Raw genomic sequence first — 21,629 nt, 5'->3', positions numbered from 1 at the left:
CCTGCTCGCGTTTCTCGAGCCGGCGTCACAGCACGACGCCGGTCTCCTCGTTTAGCAGGTGCATGTTGTTGAGGTCCATCGCCAAACGCATGGGTGCCCCGTCCTTGGCGCCGGCACCGGGATTGACGCGGCCGCAGACCGGCGTGCCGTCGAGCCCGAAATACACCAGCGTCTCCATTCCCATCGGCTCGGTGACGTCGAGCACGGTGTCGAAGGTCTCGACGCCGGGATCCAGATGCGCGCGCGCCTCGGTGAGATGCTCGGGGCGGATGCCGAGCAGCAGCTTGTCGGTGCGTGGCAGCGTGTTGTAACGCGCGGCGCGGGCCGGCGGCAGCGCAAAGGCAATGCGGTCGGTCAGGCGGATCCGGAGCGTGCCGGCGGCATCTTCCAGCCGGCACGGGATGAAGTTCATGGCGGGCGAGCCGATGAAGCCTGCGACGAAGCGCGTGGCCGGCTTGTGGTAGAGCTCGTTGGGCGTGCCGATCTGCTCGATCCGCCCCTTGTTCATCACCACCACGCGGTCGGCCAGGGTCATCGCCTCGACCTGATCGTGCGTGACGTAGACGGTCGTGGTGCGGACCTTCTGGTGCACTTTCTTGATCTCGATCCGCATCTGCACGCGCAGCTTGGCGTCGAGATTGGACAGCGGCTCGTCGAACAGGAAGACCTTTGGATTACGCACGATGGCGCGCCCCATTGCGACGCGCTGTCGCTGGCCGCCGGAGAGCTGCTTCGGCTTGCGGTCGATCAGGTCGGTGATGTCGAGCAGGCGGGCAGCTTCCGTCACCCGCGCCTTGATCTCGGCCTTGGGATAGTGCTTCAGCCGCAGCCCGAACGACATGTTCTCGGCGACCGTCATGTGGGGGTAGAGCGCGTAATTCTGGAACACCATGGCGATGTCGCGATCCTTCGGCGGCACGTCGTTGACGACGTCGCCGCCGATCATGATGTCGCCGTCGCTGATGTCCTCGAGGCCCGCGATCATGCGCAGCGTGGTGGACTTGCCGCAGCCGGAGGGGCCGACCAGCACGATGAACTCATGGTCCGCGATATCGAGATCGATGCCGCGCACCGCTTCGACATCGTCATAACGCTTGATCACCTTACGCAGGGAAACGTCGGCCATTGCACTTCAACCCCTCGATTTCAGCCCTTCGTCGCGCCGGCGGTCAGGCCGGCTATGTAGTAGTCCATCAGGAAGGCGTAGATGATCAGTGGCGGCGCCGCGCCGAGCAGCGCGCCGGTCATGATCTGCCCCCAGTTGAAGACGTCGCCCTTGATCAGCGTCGTGGTGATGCCGACCGGCAGCACCAGCTGGTCGACCGATGTCGTGAACACGAGCGGATAGAGGAACTGGGCCCAGGACACGGTGAAGGCGAAGATCGTCGCCGCGATGAGGCCGGGCAGCGCCACCGGAATGAAGATCCGCAACAGGGTCTGCAGCCAGGAAGCACCGTCGATGATCGCGGCCTCGTCGAGCTCTTTCGGGATCGAGGCGAAATAGCCGATCATGATCCAGGTGCAGAACGGCACGGTCAGGGTCGGATAGATGAAAACCAGCACGTACCACCGGTTCAGCAGCGTAATGCCCGTGAAGTCCTGGATCACCGCCAGCATCTTGAACAGCGGAATGAACAGCAGGCTGTCCGGGATCAAATAGGTGAGGAAGACGCCTGTCGCGAGCGTCGCCGAGCCCCAGAACTTCATCCGGGCCAATGCAAAGGCCGCGGGGATGCTGATCAGCATCGTCACGAAGACGACCACGATCGAGATGATCGACGAGTTCCAGAAGAAGCGCAGAAACTGGTTTGAGGTCAATAGCTCGACATAGTTCGACAGGGTGGGATGAAACACCCACCACGGATTGGTCGCCGCCGAAATCTCCGCGCTGCTCTTCAGCGAGGTGATCACCATGTAGACCGGCGGCGTCAGGAAGAAGATCGCAAACAGCACCAGGAAGAAATAGGACCAGCGCAGCGCCCAGGCGCGGTCCCGGCTCATGCTGCCGAGCTTGCGGGTTGGTCCGGCCTTGTCGATCGCCAGCGTGCTCATCAGGCTTCGTTCCCACGTTTGCTGACGTCGCGCAGGATGAAGATCGCCGCGACGGCGAGGATCGGCACCATGAACAGCGAGACGCAGGCGCCGAGCGGAATGTCGCTGCTCTGGATGCCGACCTGGAACGCCCAGGTGGCGAACAGATGCGTCGTATCCAGCGGGCCGCCCGAGGTCAGGATGCGCACGATGTCGAAATTGGCGAAGGTCACGATCAGGGAGAACAGCGTCGTGATGGCGATGATGTTGCGCATCATCGGCAGCGTGACGTACCAGATCTTCTGCCACCAGTTGGCGCCGTCGATCGCGGCGGCCTCGTAAAGCTGGTCGGGGACCGATTTGAGCGCGGCCAGGTACATGATCAGGAAGAACGGCGCGCCGTACCAGACGTTGACGAGGATGACGGAGAAGCGCGCCCAGAAGGTCTCCCCGAGCCAGGGGATCGGGCCGACACCGAAGAACGAGAGCGTGTAGTTGAAGGCGCTGTAGGAGGGGTCGAACAGCCACAGCCAGGCCAGCGTGCTCATCGCCGGCGGAATGACCCAGGGCACCAGCAGCATGCCGCGCCATTTGCGCTGCTTCTTGCCGGGAATGTTGTGGACGAAATGCGCGACGATGAAGCCGATCAGCGCCTTGAAGACCACGGCGGTGATCGCGAAGATGCAGGATTGTTTCACCACCATCCAGAACGTTTCGCGCTTGAACAGGAAGGTGAAATTGCCGAGGCCGACGAATTTGGTCATCGCCTTGTTCAGCGTCGCCAGATAGAGCGAATAGAACGCGGGATAGAGCACGAGCAGCGCGATCAGGAGGATCAGCGGCAGCGTCAGCAGGAACGCCATGGTCGATTTCCGGCCAAGCAGATTGCGCAGGCTCGTACCTTTTCGGGAGCGAGCGGAACCGGCGAGGCGACCTTGCTCAACGATGACATCGGCCATGGATCAGACTCTCCAGCGCAAACGGACGATTCAACTGCGAAGCCGGCAAACCGGTCGGCTTCGTTGGCATGCGGGAGTGAGCGCGCCCGTCCCCGGCGGCTCACGCCCGAAAGCGTGAACCGCCATGGCACAGGACAGGCTCAGGTTCGCATAAAGCCCTCGCACTCGTCCTCGGCCCAGGCGAGCGCCGTTTCCAGCTTCTCGCCCTGCGCAAAGCGCAGCGCCATCTTGGTCAGCGTGGCCTGGAAGTAGATCTGCTGGGCGATCTTCGGCGGCGCCGGCGAGGCGGCAATCGACAGGGTCTGACGATGATAGGGATCCGGATAGCTGAACAGTGTGCCTTTCGGCGGCCCTTCCTCGGCCCAGGTCTTGAACTTCGTCATGTTGGCGTAAGCAGGGAGATCATACCCGCCGCTGGCCACCACGAATTTTTCGATCGCCGCAGGCGACGACAGATGGACGAGCAGGCTCTTGGCCGCCTCCTTGTTCTTGCCGAAGCTCCAGACTCCCCAGAAATAGGGCAGGAACGGCGCGAAACGGCCCTTCGGGCCAGCGGGCATGCCATGCGTCCAGCACTGTTCGGCGACCTGGGGGGCATCGCGCTTGGCCACCGCCCAGGCGCTCGGCGGGTTCAGGATCATCGCGCCGCGGCCCGAGATCAGCCATTTATTGTTGGAGGCGTCGTCCCATGACGGGGCGTCCGCCGGCAGCACGGCGATCAGTTTCTTGTAGTATTCGAGGGCCTGACGCACCTCGTCGGTCTTGACGGTGACGTCGCCCTTGGCGTTGACGAGCTCGGCGCCGAACGATTGGAAGATCGCACCCGCCGTGTCGACGCTGTCGGTGGTCTCACCCAGTCCGATGCCGAACGGGAAGCCGGCCTTCTGACAGGCTTCCGCCGCTTTCAGGAACGTCTCCATGTTCCAGTTGTCGTCTTTTGGCGGGCTGCCGACCGGATACATCTCCTGCACGTCGATCCCCGCATGCTTCTTCATGAGATCGATGCGGGAGCAGGGGCCCTTGATCTGGCTTCCCGGCGTCGCAGGCACGGCGAGCCATTTGCCGCCCGACTGCGCCAGATATTTGACGGTGCCGTTGACCTCGCCATTCTGCTTGATGAGCGGCTCCATCACGTCGTTGAGCGGCTCGAGATTCTCGGAATAGGCGTGCGGCCACCAGCTCGGCATCTGCAGGATGTCATGACCGGATTTCGCCTGCGCTTCGGCGGCGGCGGTCAGCTCGATCTTCTTGTTGTTGCTGGTGATGTAGTCGATCGAGACCTCGACCTTCTCCTTGTCGGCCCATTCCTTGACCAGCGCGGTGGAGGCGTCATTGGCGCCGGGCACCCAGTGGTCCCAGAAGCCGATCGAGAGCTTGCCGGCGGCGTAAGCGCCTCGGACATAGGGCGCCGCGATCAGCGCCGTGGAGGACATTGCAGTGGCCGCTACAAATTGGCGTCGCGTCAGTGTCTTTCGTGACATCTCGTTTCCTCGTCCTGGTTTGTTTTATTATTCTGTCGCTTCCTCTGAATTTCCCGAGTTTGTTTTTGATTGTTGTCGGACGTTTCTTGTTGGCCGTCGTCCCAGCGGCAAATAACGCAGGAGACGCAGCAAATTGGTAGCGCGATCAGATCATGATTGCTTGTCTCTGTCGAGAAAGCCTGATGCCGCGCTATCTAGAACTAACGTTGTGTATGCAGAGGCGGCAGCGCGCGCAGCGATGAGATTTGGTTGCTCTTATTGCGACGCACACATCGCGCCCTCGACGCGAGCAATCCATGCGGAATTACGCCGCAGTTCCGAATGAGCCTGCATCACCGCTTCGCCCGAGAACAGCTTTCAAACGGGGACAGCGTTGTCCGCGCCTAGACCTCGACGTGGCGAAAACGGTAGAGTTGCAACCGGCAGGAGGCCTGCCTTTCGCAAGTAGGCACACAGATCGACATGGAGACCGATATGATCACCCCGGCGCCGCCCAGGCGGCTTGGCCTGCGACACTGGCTCGCGCTCGGGTCCGTCCTGACTGCGCTGATTGGCGCGGTCGCGGTTGCGGATGCACAAGGTTTGGTCAAGGGCGTCCAGGACGGGGCTGCGGCGGGCAACAAGGCTGCCGGCCCTGTCGGTGGCGTGCTCGGCGGCGCGATTGGCGGCGTCGTCGGTGTCTTCACCGGTGTGCTCGGCGTCGGCAATAATAACGGCCAGCAGCCGGCTGCCAAGGACTCGAACAAGGACGCCAACAAGGACGCGTCCAAGGATGCGAAAGACGCCAAGCAGGCCGGCCCGGCCAAGGACAAGGACAAGGATGCCAAGACGGCAAAGGCCGCCAAGGGAGCCAAAGCCAGCAAGGAGGCCAAGAATGCGCCTGCTGATACTGCCAAGGACAAGGATGTCACGGTCCTGACCCAGACCGCTGCGCCGCAACTGACCGCAGAGCAGATTGTCGCCAACAGCGACTCCTACATCGAGCGGATCAAGTCTGAACTGAACCTCACACCGGATCAGGAGAAGCACTGGTTCGGCTTCTCCAGCGCCATGCATTATCTCGGGCACAACGGCGCAGAGCGGCTCAACCTGCGCGTTGAGCGGGCCAAGCGGGATCCGCCCGATGACATCATCGAGCAGATGCGCAATGAGGCGCAATTCCTGATCGACCGTGCCGCCGACCAGCGCAACGTCGCCGACGCCGCCGAACCACTGTATTCGAGCCTCGATGACAAGCAAAAGGAGGTATTCATCCAGGAGATGGTTCGCCTCAGCCATGAGCGCGGGCTGGATTGATCAAGTTGGATCGGATTGCGCGCGCCGAAATTAACGGCGCGCGCCACGAATTCGTGAACCCTTCCTGCATTTGGGATATGGTTACCTTCGCAAGGTGGCTGCGAGGTTGATATGGCGGACGGACTCTCCGTTTTCCTGGTCGAAGACGAGGCGTTGATCCGGATGATGATCGCCGACATGGTGGTGGAACTCGGCCACCATGTCGTCGCGGAAGCGGACAATGTACGAGATGCGAGCGCCTTCGCGATGACCGCGCAGTACGACTTCGCCATTCTCGATATCAATCTGATGGGGGTTTACGTCGATCCCGTTGCCGATCTGATCGAGCGGCGCGGCAAGCCGTTCCTGTTCGCCACCGGCTATGGGCCGGAATTGCTGCCGTCGCTGCTGCGGCGCAGGCCGATCCTGCGCAAGCCGATCGCGATGGACCAGCTCAAGATCATGATCGACTCGCTGTTTCCCGATGCGGCGGCCAAAATTCCGCACTGATCGACGGCGTCGCTCCGACCTATTCGATGATGGAGGCGGCGTGAACGAACATGGCCGCCCGGAAGGGACGGCCATCTTGCGACGGAGGATCCGTCAGTGTTTCACATCAGGCCGGCGGTGAGATCGACGCCGTGTGCGATCAGGCTGAACGAGGCAATGAGGCCCAGGCAGCAGAAGGTGGCAATGGATTTAAAAGAATGATCGGTCGACCGGGTCTGGACGGCAGCCGGCATTTCGGCGAGCGAAATCATGCTCATGTTCATTCCCCCCTTTGTTGATCCTGAAACTGCATCAGGTGAGGGATTCTTAGAGCAAAAAGTTTGACGCAGGATTGCCAGGGATCCTTAACGGAATCGCCATCGATTGCCGACGTCTCGCCACCGAGGCCGGGCCGTGCAAGCGTTAGTTGCGGCCAGCCTTGAGCACCCTTGCAATGGTATGGGCCGTCATGGCGGCGCGGTCCGATGCGCGCTGCGCGGCCAACCGGTCCCGGGCCTTCTCCCCGATCAACAGCTCGATCAGCGCCATCCGCTTGTCGTCATCGTCAGCCTCGGTCAGCAGCCGGTGATATCGGTGATAGTCGAAGCCCGCATCCTGCTTACGCATGTCACGCCCCCGCATACCTGCGCCACATCAGCGAGAATTGTTTCCCATCGGAAACTGAGGGGCAAGCGCAATCTCGCGCCGAACCGCAGTTTGAGTGCAACCAGCTGTGAATTGCGAGACCGGCAGGAAGTTGAGGCGGGCTCAGCTCAATCCAGATTGTGATCGGCGAACATCTTCAGGCCGATAAAGCTGGCATCGGTCTTCATGACGAGGCGCGTCGGGATGTTGCGGAGATAGTCCTGGAACCGCCCCTTGGCCTCGAACCGCGCGCGGAAGGCGGAGGCCGCGAGGAACTCCGGAAAGCGCGGCGCTATCCCGCCGGCGATGTAGACGCCGCCCCTGGAGCCAAAGGTCACCGCGAGGTTGCCGGCCACGGAGCCGAGGATGGCGCAAAACATCTCGAGCGTCGCGCGGCTGAGCGCGCAACTCCCGTCCAGCGCCGCCCTGGTGATGCCAGCCGCATCGCGTTGCGGAACCTGGGCTTCATCGATCTCGGCCATGGCCTCATAGAGGGATTGCAGCCCGGAGCCGGAGAGGGCGCCGCGCTCGATCGAGACATGGCCGAAGCGCCGGCGCATGGCGGCGATGACCCGCTCCTCGCGCTCATTCTCGGCCGGCAGGGTCGCGTGACCGGCTTCCGTGACCACGGCGAGCCGGGAGCCGTGGCGCTCGACCAGGCAGGAGACGCCGAAACCGGTCCCGGGCCCGACCACCAGCAGCGGCTCCCCGGACATGCCATCCTGTCCGCCGAGCGGGATCAGGTCGGCCGGCTGAAGAGCGGGCAGCGACCAGGCCACCACCTCGAAATCGTTGAGCACATGGACGCTGTCGAAGCCGAGCGCCGGCTGGAGCTCGTTGCCGTCGATGACCCAGGGGCTGTTGGTCATGACGCAGCGGTTATTGGTCACGGGACCGGCCACGGCAAGCACCGCCCGGACCGGCCTGTCGCTGTCGGCCCGCCGGAGCACGTCGCTGATGGCCTCGCGAACCGTCGGATGGTCGGCGACTTTCACATAGTCGATCGATCCGATCTGCTCGCCATTGCTCAGCGCGAAGCGCGCATTGGTGCCGCCGATATCGGCGAGAAGAATGTTTCCTGCCTTGCCGAAACTCATGACCATCAGGCTGCCGTGGCCGTGCAAGCCGCGGAACCTTTCTCCTCCCGTCCTTCGATCCAATCCTGATGTCGCGGATACCAGAGAATCCGCGCTGGGGTACAATTAGTAACACGGACCGCGCCAAAGCGTTGCACCCGGGGGCCGAGTGCCCGGCCGCGCCCGGACATCGTTGCAGGGATGGCAGCGGTTGCGAAGCAGCGCGGGAAGATCGACATTGACGAGAACGGCCGGCGCCCATTGCGCCGGGCGGACCAAATGAGGCCAGCGATGAAGATATCCGATCGCGACGTGCTGCTGGTGATCGACGTGCAGAACGATTTCTGCACGGGCGGGGCGCTGGCGGTCCCCGGCGGCGAGAAGGTGGTGCCCGCCATCAACCGCATTGCCCAAAAATTCGCCAACGTCGTGCTGACGCAGGACTGGCATCCCGCCGACCATGTCTCGTTCGCGCCGAACTATCAGGGCAAGCAGCCGTTTCAGACCATCGAGCTCGACTACGGCACCCAGGTGCTGTGGCCGGCGCATTGCGTGCAGGGTACGGCGGGCGCCCAATTCCATCGGGATCTCGATGTCACCAGCGCCAACCTGGTGGTGCGCAAGGGCTTTCGCCGCGGGATCGATTCCTATTCCGCGCTGCTTGAGAACGACAAGAGGACGCCGACCGGCCTGCTCGGCTATCTGCGCGAGCGCGAGCTGGGGGCCGTCTTCGTCGCCGGTCTTGCGCTGGATTTCTGCGTGCGCTTTTCCGCCGAGGATGCGCGCAAGGCGGGGTTCGAGGTTGCCGTCATCGAGGATGCCTGCCGCGGCATCGATCTCGATGGCTCGGTTGCGGCGACCCATCGCAGTTTCAAGCAACTCGGCATTTCCGTCGTCAGCCTGGAGGCATTCCTGTGAGGATCACGGCGTGATGGCGGTGGAGAAAACCGGCCGGCAGCCCGGCGGATCGGACCAAGTCCAGGGCGACCCCGTGCTGTGGCCGTTTGCGGCGGCACGGCTGGCCATGGACGCCTGCTTCTGGTGGCTGGAGCGCGGCTCAGTGGAGCAAGGCGAGAGCGAGCTGCCCTGGACCACGCCGGGCAAGGTGGCGCTGGAGCTTGCCACCATGCGGCTGCGCGATTGCGCGCGGGCGCGATCCGGCCAGCCAGTCCTGGTTTGCGCGCCTTACGCGCTGCATCGGGCGCTGATCGCCGATTTTGCGCCCGGCCACAGCGTGGTGCAATCGCTGCAACAGGGCGGCATCGATCGCGTCTATCTCACCGACTGGCGCTCGGCCACCCCTGACATGCGCTATCTCTCGATCGACAGCTATCTGTCGGATCTCAACATCGCCATCGACGAGATCGGCGCGCCCGTTGATCTGATCGGACTGTGCCAGGGCGGCTGGCTGTCGCTGCTCTATGCGGCGCGCTTCCCCGCCAAGGTGCGGCGGCTGGTGCTGGCAGGCGCGCCGGTCGATCTCTCCGTCAAGTCCAGGCTGTCGCAACTCGCCCGCAACGCGCCGGAGATGGTCTATGATCAGCTCGTCGCGCGCGGCGGCGGCAATGTCAGCGGCGACGAGATGCTGCACGTCTGGTCGAAGACGCCTGAGCGCGACGACATCGCGGCGGCCTTGCAGCAAGACCTCTCGGACGAGGAGGGCGCGGCCCTGCTGGCGCGCTTCGATCGCTGGAACGCCGAGACGCTCAATCTGCCGGGGACCTATTACCTCCAGATCGTCAACTGGATCTTCCGCGAGAACCGCATCGCATCGGGGCGTTTCACGGCGCTAGGCCATGCGATCGACCTGAGCGACATCAAGGCGCCCATTTTCCTACTGGCCGGACTGGACGACGATGTCGTGCCGCCCGCGCAGGCGCTCGCCACGGTCAAACTCGTGGGCACGCCACCGGCTTTCATTGCCGCGGCTTCGGAGCCCAGCAACCATCTCGGCCTGTTCATGGGCGCGCGGACGCACGCCTATGCCTGGCCCCGGATCGCCGAATGGCTGCACAACGACCTCTCCAGCGCGCTGGCGCGCAGCGCCTGACATCAGGCGTGGCTTGCAAGCCCGTTATGCATGATGGCCGATGGCCTGCACGGGACCCCGTCGATGGGCTACATAGAGGCTGGAGCCGGCGGCGGCCGGTCCGACAAGGTCAAGGGTCCTTTGCGCGATGAGCTTCCACTCGATCTACGCCCACGGATTTGCGCGGGTGGCAGCCTGCGTCACCACCTCCCATGTGGCCGATCCCTCGGCCAATGCGAAGGCAGTGATCGCGGCAGCAAAAACCTGCGACGCGCGATCGGTTGCTGTATCGGTGTTTCCCGAGCTGTGCCTCTCAGGCTATGCCATCGAGGACCTCGTCAAGCAGGATCCGCTGCTCGATGCGGTCGAGCGCGGATTGGCATCGATCGTCGAGGCCTCCGCGCCACTGATGACCGTGCTGATCGTCGGTGCGCCGCTGCGCTTCGGCCATCGCATCTACAACTGCGCCGTGGTCATCCATCGCGGCAGCATTCTGGGCGTCGTGCCCAAGAGCTATCTGCCGACCTATCGCGAATTCTACGAGGGACGTCATTTCGCCTCCGGCGCCGGGATTGCGGGAGAGATGATCGCGTTCGGCCGACTGAACGCACCCTTCGGAACCGACTTGCTGTTCGCGGCGGAGGACTTTCCCGGCCTCACCGTCGGCGTCGAGATCTGCGAGGACATGTGGATCCCGGTGACGCCGGCCTCCGAGCTTGCGCTGGCGGGCGCGAGCGTGCTGATCAACCTCTCGGGCAGCCCGATCACGATCGGCCGGGCGCGCTCGCGTGCGCTGTTGTGTCAGTCCACCTCCGCGCGCTGCCTCGCGGCTTATGTCTATTCCGCCGCGGGGGCAGGGGAATCCACCACCGACCTCGCTTGGGACGGCCAGACCTCGATCTATGAGAACGGCGTGCTGCTGGCCGAGGGCGAGCGCTTCAGGCAGGACGGCCAGATCACGTTGGCCGACGTCGATCTCGACCTGCTCAGGCAGGAGCGCGCCCTGATGGGCACGTTCGACGACAACCGCCGCCAGCGCGAGGGCTTCTACCGCAAGATCACGTTCTCCCTGAATCCGCCGGCGGCCGACATCGGCTTCCTGCGCAAGGTCGAGCGCTTCCCGTTCGTGCCGAGCGACGAGAGCCTGCTCGAGCAGGATTGTTACGAGGCCTATAATATCCAGGTCGCGGGCCTCGTGCAGCGCATGCGCGCCACCGGCACCAAGCGCGTGGTGATCGGGGTCTCAGGCGGTCTCGACTCCACGCACGCGCTGATCGTCGCCGCCAAGGCCGTCGACCTGCTCGGCCTGCCGCGCGAGAACATTCTGGCCTACACCATGCCTGGCTTTGCCACCGGCAGCGAGAGCAAGACCAATGCGCTGGCGCTGATGCAGGCGCTCAAGACGACCTGGCAGGAACTCGACATCCGCACCACGGCCACGCAGATGCTCAAGGACATCGGCCATCCCTTCGGCTCGGGCGACAAGGTCTACGATGTCACCTTCGAGAACGTTCAGGCGGGCCTGCGCACGGACTATCTCTTCCGGCTCGCCAACCATCACGGCGGCATCGTCATCGGGACCGGCGATCTCTCCGAGCTCGCGCTCGGTTGGTGCACCTACGGCGTCGGCGACCAGATGGCGCATTATAACGTCAACGCCGGCGTGCCGAAGACGCTGATCCAGCATCTGATCCGCTGGGTGATCGGCTCGAAACAGTTCAGCGGCGATGTGAACGGAACGCTGGCCTCGATCCTGTCGGCCGAAATCTCGCCGGAGCTGGTTCCGGTCAAGCCGGGCGAGAAGCCGCAGAGCACGGAAGCCTCCGTCGGGCCTTACGAACTGCAGGATTTCAACCTGTTCTACACGCTGCGCTTCGGCTTGCGGCCGTCCAAGATCGCCTTCATGGCGTTGCAGGCCTGGAAGGACGTCGCAAAGGGCGAATGGCCGCCGGCATTCCCAGCCGACAAGCGTAAGGCGTACGATCTCCCGGAAATCCGGCGCTGGCTTGAGGTGTTCTTGCGCCGCTTCTTCGCCTTCAGCCAGTTCAAGCGCTCGGCGATGCCGAACGGGCCAAAGGTTTCGGCCGGCGGCTCGTTGTCGCCGCGTGGGGACTGGCGGGCGCCCTCGGATTCGAGCGCGGCGGCGTGGCTCGAGGATCTCGAGCGGAACGTGCCGAAGTAATCCCGATATCGGATGGGGCGGCCCCAAAACGACTTCGCGCCGCACGGCTGATCAAGCCGGCGGCGCGAAGTTGCGATGTAGAAAGTACCGAGGTCCGGAGTGCCTAGGAGTCCGGACCTCGTCACCTTGCCCCAGCCTTCAACCCCCGCCCCATGCGGTCCCCCAACCCCATGTAGCGCGATCAGAGGTGATGCCCTTGGAAGTGGCCGCCGATCGATGAGCGTGATGTACGCGAGGTCTCGATAGGATTCCATTCCGGAGCACTACGGACCAAAATGCGCTTGATCGGCGCGCGAATGCGTGAGCCTGCGCGCGCTCGGCCCGGCGAGAAGATCGCGCCTTGCAGCTTCACGCGCTCCGCTTTCGCTATCGCGATCCTGCGATAGCGAAAGCGGCGCGCCCCGGATCGCGCTGCGCTTCATTCGGGTTAGCAACGGGACCGCGTCGGGAGCAGGGGAGGCCTGCGATCGGCCGATCCCGGCCGGTTGACGACAAGTTCCCGTTGCGCGCGCCGGGCCTGTGCGCTATCCGGCCGAACGGCCTGAGGCGGCTCCATATTTTCCCGCTCAGGCAGCCAAACCCGAGGACGGAAACCGCCATGCCAGCCTATCGCTCCCGCACCACGACCCACGGCCGCAACATGGCGGGCGCGCGCGGCCTCTGGCGCGCGACGGGCATGAAGGACGGCGATTTCGGCAAGCCGATCATTGCGGTCGTGAACTCCTTCACCCAGTTCGTGCCCGGCCACGTCCATCTCAAGGACCTCGGCCAGCTCGTCGCCCGCGAGATCGAGCAGGCCGGCGGCGTGGCAAAAGAGTTCAACACCATCGCTGTCGATGACGGCATCGCCATGGGCCATGACGGCATGCTCTACAGCCTGCCGTCGCGCGAGCTGATTGCCGACAGCGTCGAGTACATGGCCAACGCGCATTGCGCCGACGGCCTCGTCTGCATCTCCAATTGCGACAAGATCACGCCCGGCATGCTGATGGCGGCGCTGCGGCTCAACATCCCCGCCGTGTTCGTCTCGGGCGGCCCGATGGAAGCCGGCAAGGTCAAGCTCGCTGGCAAGACCAAGGCCGTCGATCTGATCGACGCCATGGTCGCTGCGGCGGACTCCAGGGTCAGCGACGACGACGTCAAGGTGATCGAGCGCTCGGCGTGCCCGACCTGCGGCTCGTGCTCGGGCATGTTCACCGCCAACTCGATGAACTGCCTGACCGAGGCACTCGGCCTGGCGCTCCCAGGCAATGGCACGGTCGTCGCCACCCACGCCGACCGCAAGCGCCTGTTCGTCGAGGCCGGCCACACCATCGTCGATCTCGTCCGCCGCTACTACGAACAGGACGATGCATCCGTGCTGCCGCGCAACATCGCGAATTTCAAGGCGTTCGAAAATGCGATGACGCTCGACATCGCGATGGGGGGCTCGACCAACACCGTGCTGCATCTTCTGGCGGCGGCGCATGAAGGCGAGGTCAAGTTCACCATGCAGGACATCGACCGGCTATCGCGTCGGGTGCCCGTGCTCTGCAAGGTTGCGCCGTCGGTCGCCGATGTCCATGTCGAGGACGTGCACCGTGCCGGTGGCATCATGGGCATTCTCGGCGAGCTCGATCGCGCCGGGCTGATCGACACTTCGGTCTCGACCGTGCACGCGCCGACCATGAACGAGGCGTTGGAGCGCTGGGACATCAAGCGCTCCAGGAGCGAGGCTATCAGAACCTTCTATCGCGCCTCACCGGGCGGCATCCCGACGCAGGTCGCGTTCAGCCAGGAGCGCCGTTACGACGAGCTCGACAGCGATCGCGAGAAGGGTGTGGTGCGCAATCTCGAGCACGCCTTCAGCAAGGACGGCGGCCTCGCCGTGCTCTACGGCAACCTCGCGCAGGACGGCTGTATCGTGAAGACCGCGGGCGTCGACTCGTCGATCCTGAAATTCTCCGGGCCCGCGCGCGTGTTCGAGAGCCAGGACGCCGCGGTGGACGGCATCCTCGGCGGCAAGGTCGTCGCCGGCGAGGTCGTGGTCATCATCTACGAGGGCCCGCGCGGCGGTCCCGGCATGCAGGAAATGCTGTATCCGACCAGCTATCTGAAATCGATGGGGCTCGGCAAAGCCTGTGCGCTCGTTACCGACGGACGCTTCTCGGGCGGCTCCTCCGGTCTGTCGATCGGCCATCTCTCGCCGGAAGCCGCCGAAGGCGGCAACATCGGCCTCGTCCGCACCGGTGATCGCATCGCGATCGACATCCCGAACCGCAGCATCACGCTCGAGGTTTCCGATGAGGAGCTTGCCAATCGCCGCGCGGAGGAGGAGGCGAAGGGCGATGCCGCCTGGCAGCCGGCTGCGCGCAAGCGCAATGTCTCCACCGCGCTGCAGGCCTACGCCGCGCTCACCACGAGTGCTGCGCGCGGTGCCGTGCGCGAAGTGAAGCGTCGCAGCAAGTAGACCCGAGGCGCGCGCGATCGCGAGTTTCGCGGTCACGCGGGGTCGCATGGTCAACGAGTCCTGAACGGCCGGCGCAAGCCGGCCGTTCGCATTAAGGATGCCCCGACGAACTTCGGCAGATCCGGATTTTGCGGCGTATACTGCGGCGAGCTTCGCAAATCCATTTCGGGCAATTGGGGCACCACCACAATGTCTCGTACTCTTGCTGTCGTTTTCTCTGCCGCCGTCGCCGCGATTGCGATGACGAGCGCTGCCTCCGCCGGCTGCTACAATTGCTACGCACCGCCGCCGCCGTGCCAGACCTGCTATCAGCAGCAATACGTCGCTCCGCAATACCGCACCGTCGACGAGACCGTGATGGTGTCGCCAGGTGCGACGGTCGCGCACCGCACGCCGGCGCAGTACCGCACCGTGATGGTTCCGCAGACCGTGATGGTGGCGCCCCCTGGTGTCCAGTACGAGCACATCCCCCCGCAATACGCCACGCGCCAACGCACCGAGATGGTCTCGCCGGGTTATTCCTATTACGCACCGGTGCAGCCTGCTTGCGGCCATTGCGGCTACTGAGCCAACGCAACAGATCGCAACAAACAGACTTCATGCGGTGTCCCTCGGGGCGCCGCGTTTTCTTTTGCGGAGAAGCCAAACGAGGCCCGGAAATGGAGGCGAATCCAACCGGGCCTCGCCACCAGCGACACCCTGGGCGGTGTCGCCGATATCAGGCATGGCTGACGGGGCAGCTGCGATGACTGGCCCCAAGTGCAGTTTGAAACTAGAGCACCAGCCTGACGCTTGCCTGACAGGGTGAGGTGAGGGCGGAGCCCGATACGGACATCCATAACGTCGCGTTGCCTTGCATCACCGACGCCTCGTCTGCGAGGCTGCGACAGTTGAGCCGCCGAGTTCGGCCCGACGTCGAGCCGGGGGGACGCACGGCTTGCAATCATCGCCTACCAGAATGACAGGCAGGACGGCCCCGGCCACGGTGGGGGGCTTTGAGGTAGAGGCCGGGGCCGCTGGAGGTGCTTGGCTAGCTTGCACCAAGCAGGGACCAGCCTAGACGCAGATCGAAGGCCGGCTCCGTTCGCTTTCGCACAGTTCCCTTGCCTAATTTTCCCAAGTTGGATTCACATACATTGATGCAATCTGAAAATGCGCGCCGTCTACTCGCCAGACCGTCAGGGAAGTGGGTCAAGGGGTTATGGTGAGTGAAAATGCACTGCCAGCGCGCAGATTTCTCGTTCGGATGGGAGGTCTCGGTTGGATGGTCTACGATCGAGAGCGCAAGGGACCGGCGCTGATCGGAACGGACATAGCAGCCAACTTGACGAAGGAACAAGCCGAACGAGCCTACGAAATCCTCATTGGCTCAGCACACAACTCTCAACGCTAGACCGCCAAGCCGCAGTCGGATGCTGTGAGTTGGGTGCACTGTCACCGTAAGCCCCGGATCCGAGCACTCTCGTCATGCATATGCGGCGCAATCAACTTTCAAGGAGGCCAGGGAAGATCGTGAACCACAAGCGCCTGACGGCATCGTCCCATCCATCGATATGGTACGGACCCCATCGGCTGTCGTAACAATAATCTGCCGGGTCAGGCGCCTCATTCGGTCTTCCCCTCGGGGAAGATGGAATGCAAAGAAGTTCAACCGAAGCGGCCCCGCGTGATCGAGCTCGGGAACCGGTCTTAACCCATGTTAATAACAGGGAATGGCTCGGCGAAACGGAAGCTCTCTTGGAGCGTGCCGCGGCGGCCATCGCCGAGGCTAGGCGGCCTGGCCGGATTCAATTTGGCTCCGCGAGCCGACCTGGCGGTGCGACGTTTCGCGCCATGGTTGATATTTGTGTTGCGGGAATTTTCGGCAATTGGCTAGATTGACGTTTCAATTCTGGACGTGTCGCCTCGGGCTTGGAGCTAGCGTTGAAGCGGGAATTGAAGGAATTCCGCAGGCTCGAAAGGGCATGCAGAGAACATGCGGTCATCGCTTCCCTCGATCTCGAGCGAGAGGCTCTTCTCAGCGTGGCAGAGTATTATCGGAAAGCCATCGAGGCCCTGCACCGCCGAGCCAGAACTGACGCCTGTTCGGAGGGGCCGCCAGCGTGAACCGGCGGGCCGCTTTTCGACTGCTCGCCGAAATAGATTCCCGCATGTCGAGCGCGAGGAATAGGCATGAGATCGCCCATCGTGAAACGATCGATCGTCGTCGGCGGCCATAAGTCCGGTGTCAGCCCGGAAGAGGCGTTCTGGACGGGCATGAAGGAGATTCCCAGCCAGCGCAACATGACACTATCGGATCTGGTTAGTGACATTGACCGCAACCGCCAGCAGGGCAACCTGTCGTTCGCGATCCGGCTGTTCGTGCTCGACTGGTTCAAGAGCCACGCCTAATCCGCGCGGGGCGCCCTGGGTGCTTTCTTCGATTGATCTAGATCATTTGGTCGACGCGGAGGCAAGGCAACCTGTGACAGATTTTCTAGTCGGACTCGACGTCTCGATCTTCCGAGCCTTGAACGATTTCTGCGGCTGGAGTCCGGCATTGGACCGGATCGTCGTTAACAGTATTGACATACTCAAGGGTGCGCTCTTCATGGGCATCGTGGGCCTGTTGTGGTACCGGCCTGACAAGGAAATGCCGCGGCGGCGCGAAACGGTTCTGACCATGTTGCTGGTGGTCGCCGCATCGCTGATCATCAATCGCGCGCTATCCACGCTGGTGCCCTTTCGCGAGCGCCCGATGTACAGCATCGGGGCCAACCCGCCGAGCATGGCATCGCCCTGGCACCCAGACCTCGAAAACTGGAGCAGCTTCCCGAGTGACTACGCAACCTATCTCTTTGCCATCGCCGCCAGCTTCTGGCTGATTTCGCGATGGTGGGGCCTGTTCTTCGGACTATTCGCCACGTTCGTTGCGGTGGCGCGGGTCTACCTCGGCATCCACTATCCGAGCGACGTGCTTGTCGGCGCCTTGATCGGCATCGCAACCAGCATCGTTATCAACCGCGAACCGGTCAGGAGACGGTTCGCAGCGCCGATCCTTGCATTGGAGCCGCGCTATACGCCTTATTTTTATGGGCTGTTCTTTATCGGGCTGGCCGAAATTTCGGGCGCCTTCCAGATCACCAGACGTTTCGGCATGGCCATTCTTCATCTGTTCATCGGCTTCAACCGATAATTCCCTCAAATCCTCTCGCACGCCACGTAGTCGGTTCCGGTGGTGCTCGCGCTCGATGCGATCGGCGCCGCGCTTCCACGGCTGCATGTCACGCCCTTGGCTCGAGGACCGCACCGAACATGACGGCCGCCTGCTCAAGATCACGCTGGGCGAGCTCCGGTCAACAGGTGTGCGCGATCCCCTCGTGTTCTGCCAGGACTATCGCTGCAGCCACAACTCAAGCTTACGGCTGACTACGTCGACCGATGGCCGGATGAGATCAGGATACGAGCCCCGGTTTGTCTGCACAGTCTGCGGCATGCGCGGTCCAACATTGTCGCCAGCAGCGACGGCACCGAGCAAGCCATTCAAGCGAGGCGGCCTCAGTTCACCTTGCGCCGGTACGTTCTACCGAAATGATCTAAGCGAGCCCACATTTGATATACCGCCGCCGCTCGTGCCCAGCTACTGTCTCTGAACAAGAGGCGAGTATGGACAGACCAAAACACGCGGTGGAGCACTTGGAGGCTCCGGAGTGCCCAAACTGCCAAATTGCCATGAGGTGGTTTCGCTCGCAGTTGGTGCAAGACAGCCGAGTGTCGATGATCGCGCACCTTTTCATCTGCCCGAACTGCAAGCGCGCGCGCCGGATTGATGCCAAATCCACACCAGTTCGCGTCCCACCCGACAAACGGGCGGCTCCTCGCTTTGGCTTCGTAAGCGGAGGAAGACGCTAGCTGTTGCATGGCAGGGCCGTCCTTCACCGGAATGCGAGCCTGACAGGCGGCGCTTTACTCCTCAGTCTCGGGGTGGAGTTCGGCCTTCTTTGCCAGCAGCTGAGCAATCAGCTCGGCTATACCGTCCAGAGTCGTCTTGTCGGTAACGCGGGACAGCATCGCTTGGTAGTGTGCGATCTTGCTGTCTAGCTCGGTACACTTGTTACACATGGCCGCCCCGCTGCGCGTATCTGCAGCCCTTCAACCAACATTTGTAGTGTGCGTTCCAAGGCCAATTCTCGGTCGCGGAACGCCGGTGAGCTTGCCAAGTTTCCCCGATAGCCCAGGATCAAGAACCTGGGCAAGAAGGTGACCTTGCCCCAGCTCACTTTTCCTTTGGTGAAGCTGGGGCCTTTTTCTCTGAGCTGAAGCGGCATTGGTCTGTCCGCTTGGGTCTGCCCGCTTGAGCGCATCCTGCCGCATGCTGCGGGGGTTTTCGACTAGCGCGGCTGGAGCTGCTCTAGGCCATCCTCGATCACGCGGAGATCTTCGAGGATCGAATCTCGAGACTGATCCGTGTTGATGCTGGATGTTGAGTGAAGCGCGTCGAGCAACTGGCGCCGAAGCTCTCGCATGTCTTCCAGGGCTTGCCGGTTCTTCAAACGCACATAGGCAGAAACAATCGATTCGATACTTGCTGGCAATGGGGTAGCTCCTAATGCAAACCTCTAAAATAGGTTGCATAGTAGCACGCGCGTTGAAAAATTGCCTGTTTTTCCCGATTCATCACGACCACGTGTACGAAGTCATTCGGTGTGTCCGTGAAGCACGACGGAAACGGATCCGGCCTAACCTTGCGCACCTGAATTGAAGAGGGGAATTCCAAATGATTGTTTTCAAAGTGATTGCTGTCGCGCTCATCGCCGGCGTCGTGTTTTCGGCGTATTCCGCAGACCTGGGCGCCGACGTTGTTTTAGCGATTGTGTCCTGCCTTGCATGAGAAGTAGCCCGCCGGCGCGAACCGGCGGGCGCTGCTCCAGTTTCACTTTTTCAGGCAAAGACCAATTGTCGGCGAAGTGCTGCACTTTGCGCCATCCGCGCTGCCGCCACTGGGGCAGAAGACCGACACAAGCGTTTCGCTGCCGTCGCAATTGACCGCGCCGTCGGCCTCCACCGCTCGGATATTGACCGGCGCGGCATCGCCCTTGTCTCCCTTGTCACCTTTCGGTCCCTGCGGTCCTTGGGGTCCTTGCGCTCCTGCTGGCCCCTGGGGTCCTGGCACACCTTGAATCCCTTGGGCACCTTGCGGGCCGGCCGGCCCCTGAGGTCCTGGATCACCCTTTGGCCCGGGCTCTCTCCCACATGCTGCAAGTACAAGCGCGGCAGCCAATGCGGCCGCCGTAATCAATTTCTGCATCGCAATCCTCCCAGTGATCGAGAGCATTAAACTGGCCGCCCGAGAGGGCCGCAAGAGAGAAGCCCGCCGACTTGGATACCGGCAGGCCCTTGGCCGTTATCGCTTCAGCCGTAGCCGGTGAGTCATGAAGCCGGTGCCGGTCACGCTTCCAGTGGGTTCGGCGGCGGCCCTTCATGTGCGATCCACCCGTATGCGCCTGATCTCCGCGTCACGATCGCCTGTTGCCCGATCGTGAACTGGGCATGCTTCGCCACAATGGTCGCGGTGCTTGGTAGTGCGGCCTGCCGCCCGCGGCGCTCGTCGACCATCTTCTTGAGATCCACGGGACAGCCAGTGAGCATCCAGTCGAAGCTGATGCGGTGACGCTGGCAAGTAGCCGCTCAGCGCCTCCGATGCTGTCCGGCCCCCTTCGGGGGCGCGTCTAAACCCCACTCGCTCGCAAGCCACAGCAGGTGCCTGTTGATGTTGCGCGGCTGCTGCGGCACCTCCAGAATGGCCCAGGCCAGTTTGGGTCCAAGTTCGCCTTGCGTTCGATGCCGCCTTTAGCTAAGTGCCTGATCTTCCCGCGCTGGAAGGGTGGCCGAGTGGTTTAAGGCACCGGTCTTGAAAACCGGCGTGCCCGCAAGGGTACCGTGGGTTCGAATCCCACCCCTTCCGCCAGAATATTGTTCTCCACTGTTCGCAGTCGTTCGAACTCCACAGCAAAATCAGTGACTTGGGCCGAAAGACTGTACTTCGCAGTTCCCCGGTGTTCTCCCTGATCGGGCCGCTGACCGTAGCTTTAGAGCGTGGGTTCGGAGGACGTTTTGCCGGAGAACAATGGCTGGAAGGCTGAAACCGTTTGACGTAGAGCGCCAAAACAAGCCCGGCAAATACGCCGACGGCGAAGGTCTCTACATCGTCCAAGAACGACGAAACGCACGCGAAGAGGCGAAAGCGGTCGAGACCGAGGCGGTGTTGTCGACGTTCGAGGAATGCGCGGAAGCATACATCGGGGCCAACTGGTCGAGCTGGAGCGAGAAGCATCGCGATCAGTGGCCATCTTCCCTCAAGCGTTACGCCTATCCCATCATCGGCAAGCTGACGATCCCTCACAAGAGCGAGACGACTGCGGCCTATCAACGTGGCCAGAAACTCGAGAACCGACGAGCACTGATGAAAGATTGGGCCGCATTGCCGACTGGCACCAAGGGAATCTCATTGGGCGATCGGAGGGTAGGATAGGGGCCTTCGAGCTGAGCCAAGGCAAGCGTAAGGACTACAAGGTGCCTCCGTGGCCACGGTCCTGAACCGACGCAAATCTGTCACCGCGCGGAGCGTTGAAATTCGCCGTCCGCTCGATGTCGGTTGGGGGCCATGACCTGACGTCAGGCCAACCTCAGGTTTTTCTCCATAGGTTTGTCAAGACCGCTCGTCCAAGGTCTGTCACTGCCATTCCGAATTGCTGGTTCCAACTTGTGTGATACAACCAAGAGCTGTCGGAAGAGAATTTCCGTCATTTTCTGGAGGTAACTATGCGATCGTCGTTTGGCTTCGCCGTGCCGTCCATCGTCTTTACTTTGTCAACTGTTATGCTGTGCAGTTCGTCAGGCACCGCATCGTCGCAACCCACCCCAAACTCCTCGCTTCCCCCCGTCTCGGTCGAAGCGCCGAAGGCGAGAACAACCGTCGTGCCGACGCAGAGGCCAACCACCGTGACCTCGCACCACCGCCAACGTGCGCCGGG

General features: G+C 62.7%; 19 protein-coding genes and 1 tRNA gene. 11 read left to right on the top strand and 9 right to left on the bottom strand.

Annotation, left to right across the window (positions count from 1 at the left end):
• Positions 1-25: 25 nt before the first annotated feature.
• The 4 genes from ACVW16_RS35935 to ACVW16_RS35920 form a co-directional block, all read right to left on the bottom strand.
• Positions 26-1,126: an ABC transporter ATP-binding protein gene (locus ACVW16_RS35935; protein ID WP_456703601.1), complete on the bottom strand. Its 1,101-nt coding sequence runs from the start codon at positions 1,124-1,126 to the stop codon at positions 26-28.
• Positions 1,127-1,146: 20 nt separating this feature from the next.
• Positions 1,147-2,052, bottom strand: a complete 906-nt coding sequence (locus ACVW16_RS35930) for a carbohydrate ABC transporter permease (protein ID WP_456735153.1) — start codon at positions 2,050-2,052, stop codon at positions 1,147-1,149.
• A complete protein-coding gene (locus tag ACVW16_RS35925; RefSeq protein WP_456703600.1) occupies positions 2,052-2,990 on the bottom strand; it encodes a carbohydrate ABC transporter permease in 939 nt (312 codons plus the stop codon). The genes ACVW16_RS35930 and ACVW16_RS35925 overlap by 1 nt, the downstream gene beginning before the upstream one ends.
• A gap of 140 nt (positions 2,991-3,130) precedes the next feature.
• The gene (locus ACVW16_RS35920) at positions 3,131-4,471 is read right to left on the bottom strand and encodes an ABC transporter substrate-binding protein (protein WP_092237175.1); all 1,341 of its coding nucleotides are present in this window, start codon (positions 4,469-4,471) and stop codon (positions 3,131-3,133) included.
• Positions 4,472-4,945: 474 nt separating this feature from the next.
• Between ACVW16_RS35920 and ACVW16_RS35915 the strand changes: the two genes are divergently transcribed.
• Positions 4,946-5,767, top strand: a complete 822-nt coding sequence (locus ACVW16_RS35915) for a Spy/CpxP family protein refolding chaperone (protein WP_456735152.1) — start codon at positions 4,946-4,948, stop codon at positions 5,765-5,767.
• Positions 5,768-5,878: 111 nt separating this feature from the next.
• On the top strand, positions 5,879-6,256 hold the full coding sequence (locus tag ACVW16_RS35910; RefSeq protein WP_456703598.1) for a response regulator: 378 nt from the start codon (positions 5,879-5,881) through the stop codon (positions 6,254-6,256).
• 101 nt (positions 6,257-6,357) lie between these two features.
• On the opposite strand, the gene ACVW16_RS35905 is transcribed toward ACVW16_RS35910, so the two are convergent.
• The 3 genes from ACVW16_RS35905 to glk all read right to left on the bottom strand — a co-directional run bounded on the left by ACVW16_RS35905 (position 6,358) and on the right by glk (position 7,977).
• Positions 6,358-6,507, bottom strand: coding sequence for a hypothetical protein (locus ACVW16_RS35905; RefSeq protein WP_456741708.1), 150 nt, complete (start codon positions 6,505-6,507; stop codon positions 6,358-6,360).
• A gap of 151 nt (positions 6,508-6,658) precedes the next feature.
• On the bottom strand, positions 6,659-6,862 hold the full coding sequence (locus tag ACVW16_RS35900; RefSeq protein WP_456735150.1) for a hypothetical protein: 204 nt from the start codon (positions 6,860-6,862) through the stop codon (positions 6,659-6,661).
• A gap of 146 nt (positions 6,863-7,008) precedes the next feature.
• Entirely contained in the window at positions 7,009-7,977 is a 969-nt protein-coding gene (gene glk / locus ACVW16_RS35895; RefSeq protein ID WP_456705283.1) for a glucokinase, read from the bottom strand.
• Positions 7,978-8,235: 258 nt separating this feature from the next.
• Here glk and pncA point away from each other — a divergent pair, with 258 nt between their 5' ends.
• The 7 genes from pncA (at position 8,236) to ACVW16_RS35860 (ending at position 17,791) form a co-directional block, all read left to right on the top strand.
• Positions 8,236-8,874 (top strand): bifunctional nicotinamidase/pyrazinamidase, encoded by a 639-nt coding sequence (pncA, locus tag ACVW16_RS35890; RefSeq protein WP_456735149.1) that lies wholly within the window; start codon positions 8,236-8,238, stop codon positions 8,872-8,874.
• Between the two features lie 13 nt (positions 8,875-8,887).
• Positions 8,888-10,006 carry an alpha/beta fold hydrolase gene (locus tag ACVW16_RS35885; RefSeq protein ID WP_456735148.1) on the top strand — a complete coding sequence of 373 codons (1,119 nt, stop codon included), beginning with the start codon at positions 8,888-8,890 and terminating at the stop codon, positions 10,004-10,006.
• A 127-nt stretch (positions 10,007-10,133) separates the two neighbouring features.
• Positions 10,134-12,167 (top strand): NAD(+) synthase, encoded by a 2,034-nt coding sequence (locus ACVW16_RS35880; RefSeq protein ID WP_456703593.1) that lies wholly within the window; start codon positions 10,134-10,136, stop codon positions 12,165-12,167.
• Between the two features lie 598 nt (positions 12,168-12,765).
• The gene (gene ilvD / locus ACVW16_RS35875) at positions 12,766-14,616 is read left to right on the top strand and encodes a dihydroxy-acid dehydratase (protein WP_456703592.1); all 1,851 of its coding nucleotides are present in this window, start codon (positions 12,766-12,768) and stop codon (positions 14,614-14,616) included.
• Positions 14,617-14,856: 240 nt separating this feature from the next.
• The gene (locus ACVW16_RS35870) at positions 14,857-15,183 is read left to right on the top strand and encodes a hypothetical protein (RefSeq protein ID WP_456703591.1); all 327 of its coding nucleotides are present in this window, start codon (positions 14,857-14,859) and stop codon (positions 15,181-15,183) included.
• A 1,605-nt stretch (positions 15,184-16,788) separates the two neighbouring features.
• Entirely contained in the window at positions 16,789-17,007 is a 219-nt protein-coding gene (locus tag ACVW16_RS35865) for a ribbon-helix-helix domain-containing protein (protein ID WP_456703590.1), read from the top strand.
• A 148-nt stretch (positions 17,008-17,155) separates the two neighbouring features.
• Positions 17,156-17,791 (top strand): phosphatase PAP2 family protein, encoded by a 636-nt coding sequence (locus ACVW16_RS35860; RefSeq protein WP_456735147.1) that lies wholly within the window; start codon positions 17,156-17,158, stop codon positions 17,789-17,791.
• A gap of 1,195 nt (positions 17,792-18,986) precedes the next feature.
• Here ACVW16_RS35860 and ACVW16_RS35855 read toward each other — a convergent pair.
• Together ACVW16_RS35855 and ACVW16_RS35850 are read right to left on the bottom strand one after the other, a co-directional pair.
• Complete coding sequence (locus tag ACVW16_RS35855) at positions 18,987-19,190, bottom strand: hypothetical protein (RefSeq protein WP_456703588.1); 204 nt, start codon at positions 19,188-19,190, stop codon at positions 18,987-18,989.
• An 853-nt stretch (positions 19,191-20,043) separates the two neighbouring features.
• Positions 20,044-20,226, bottom strand: a complete 183-nt coding sequence (locus ACVW16_RS35850) for a hypothetical protein (RefSeq protein ID WP_456735146.1) — start codon at positions 20,224-20,226, stop codon at positions 20,044-20,046.
• Between the two features lie 247 nt (positions 20,227-20,473).
• Here ACVW16_RS35850 and ACVW16_RS35845 point away from each other — a divergent pair.
• Positions 20,474-20,563 (top strand) — tRNA-Ser (locus ACVW16_RS35845).
• Positions 20,564-20,722: 159 nt separating this feature from the next.
• Complete coding sequence (locus tag ACVW16_RS35840) at positions 20,723-21,127, top strand: phage integrase central domain-containing protein (protein ID WP_456735145.1); 405 nt, start codon at positions 20,723-20,725, stop codon at positions 21,125-21,127.
• Positions 21,128-21,629 lie beyond the last annotated feature (502 nt).

Source organism: Bradyrhizobium sp. USDA 4474, assembly GCF_054057515.1.
This window is presented reverse-complemented; position numbering and strand designations above follow the sequence as displayed.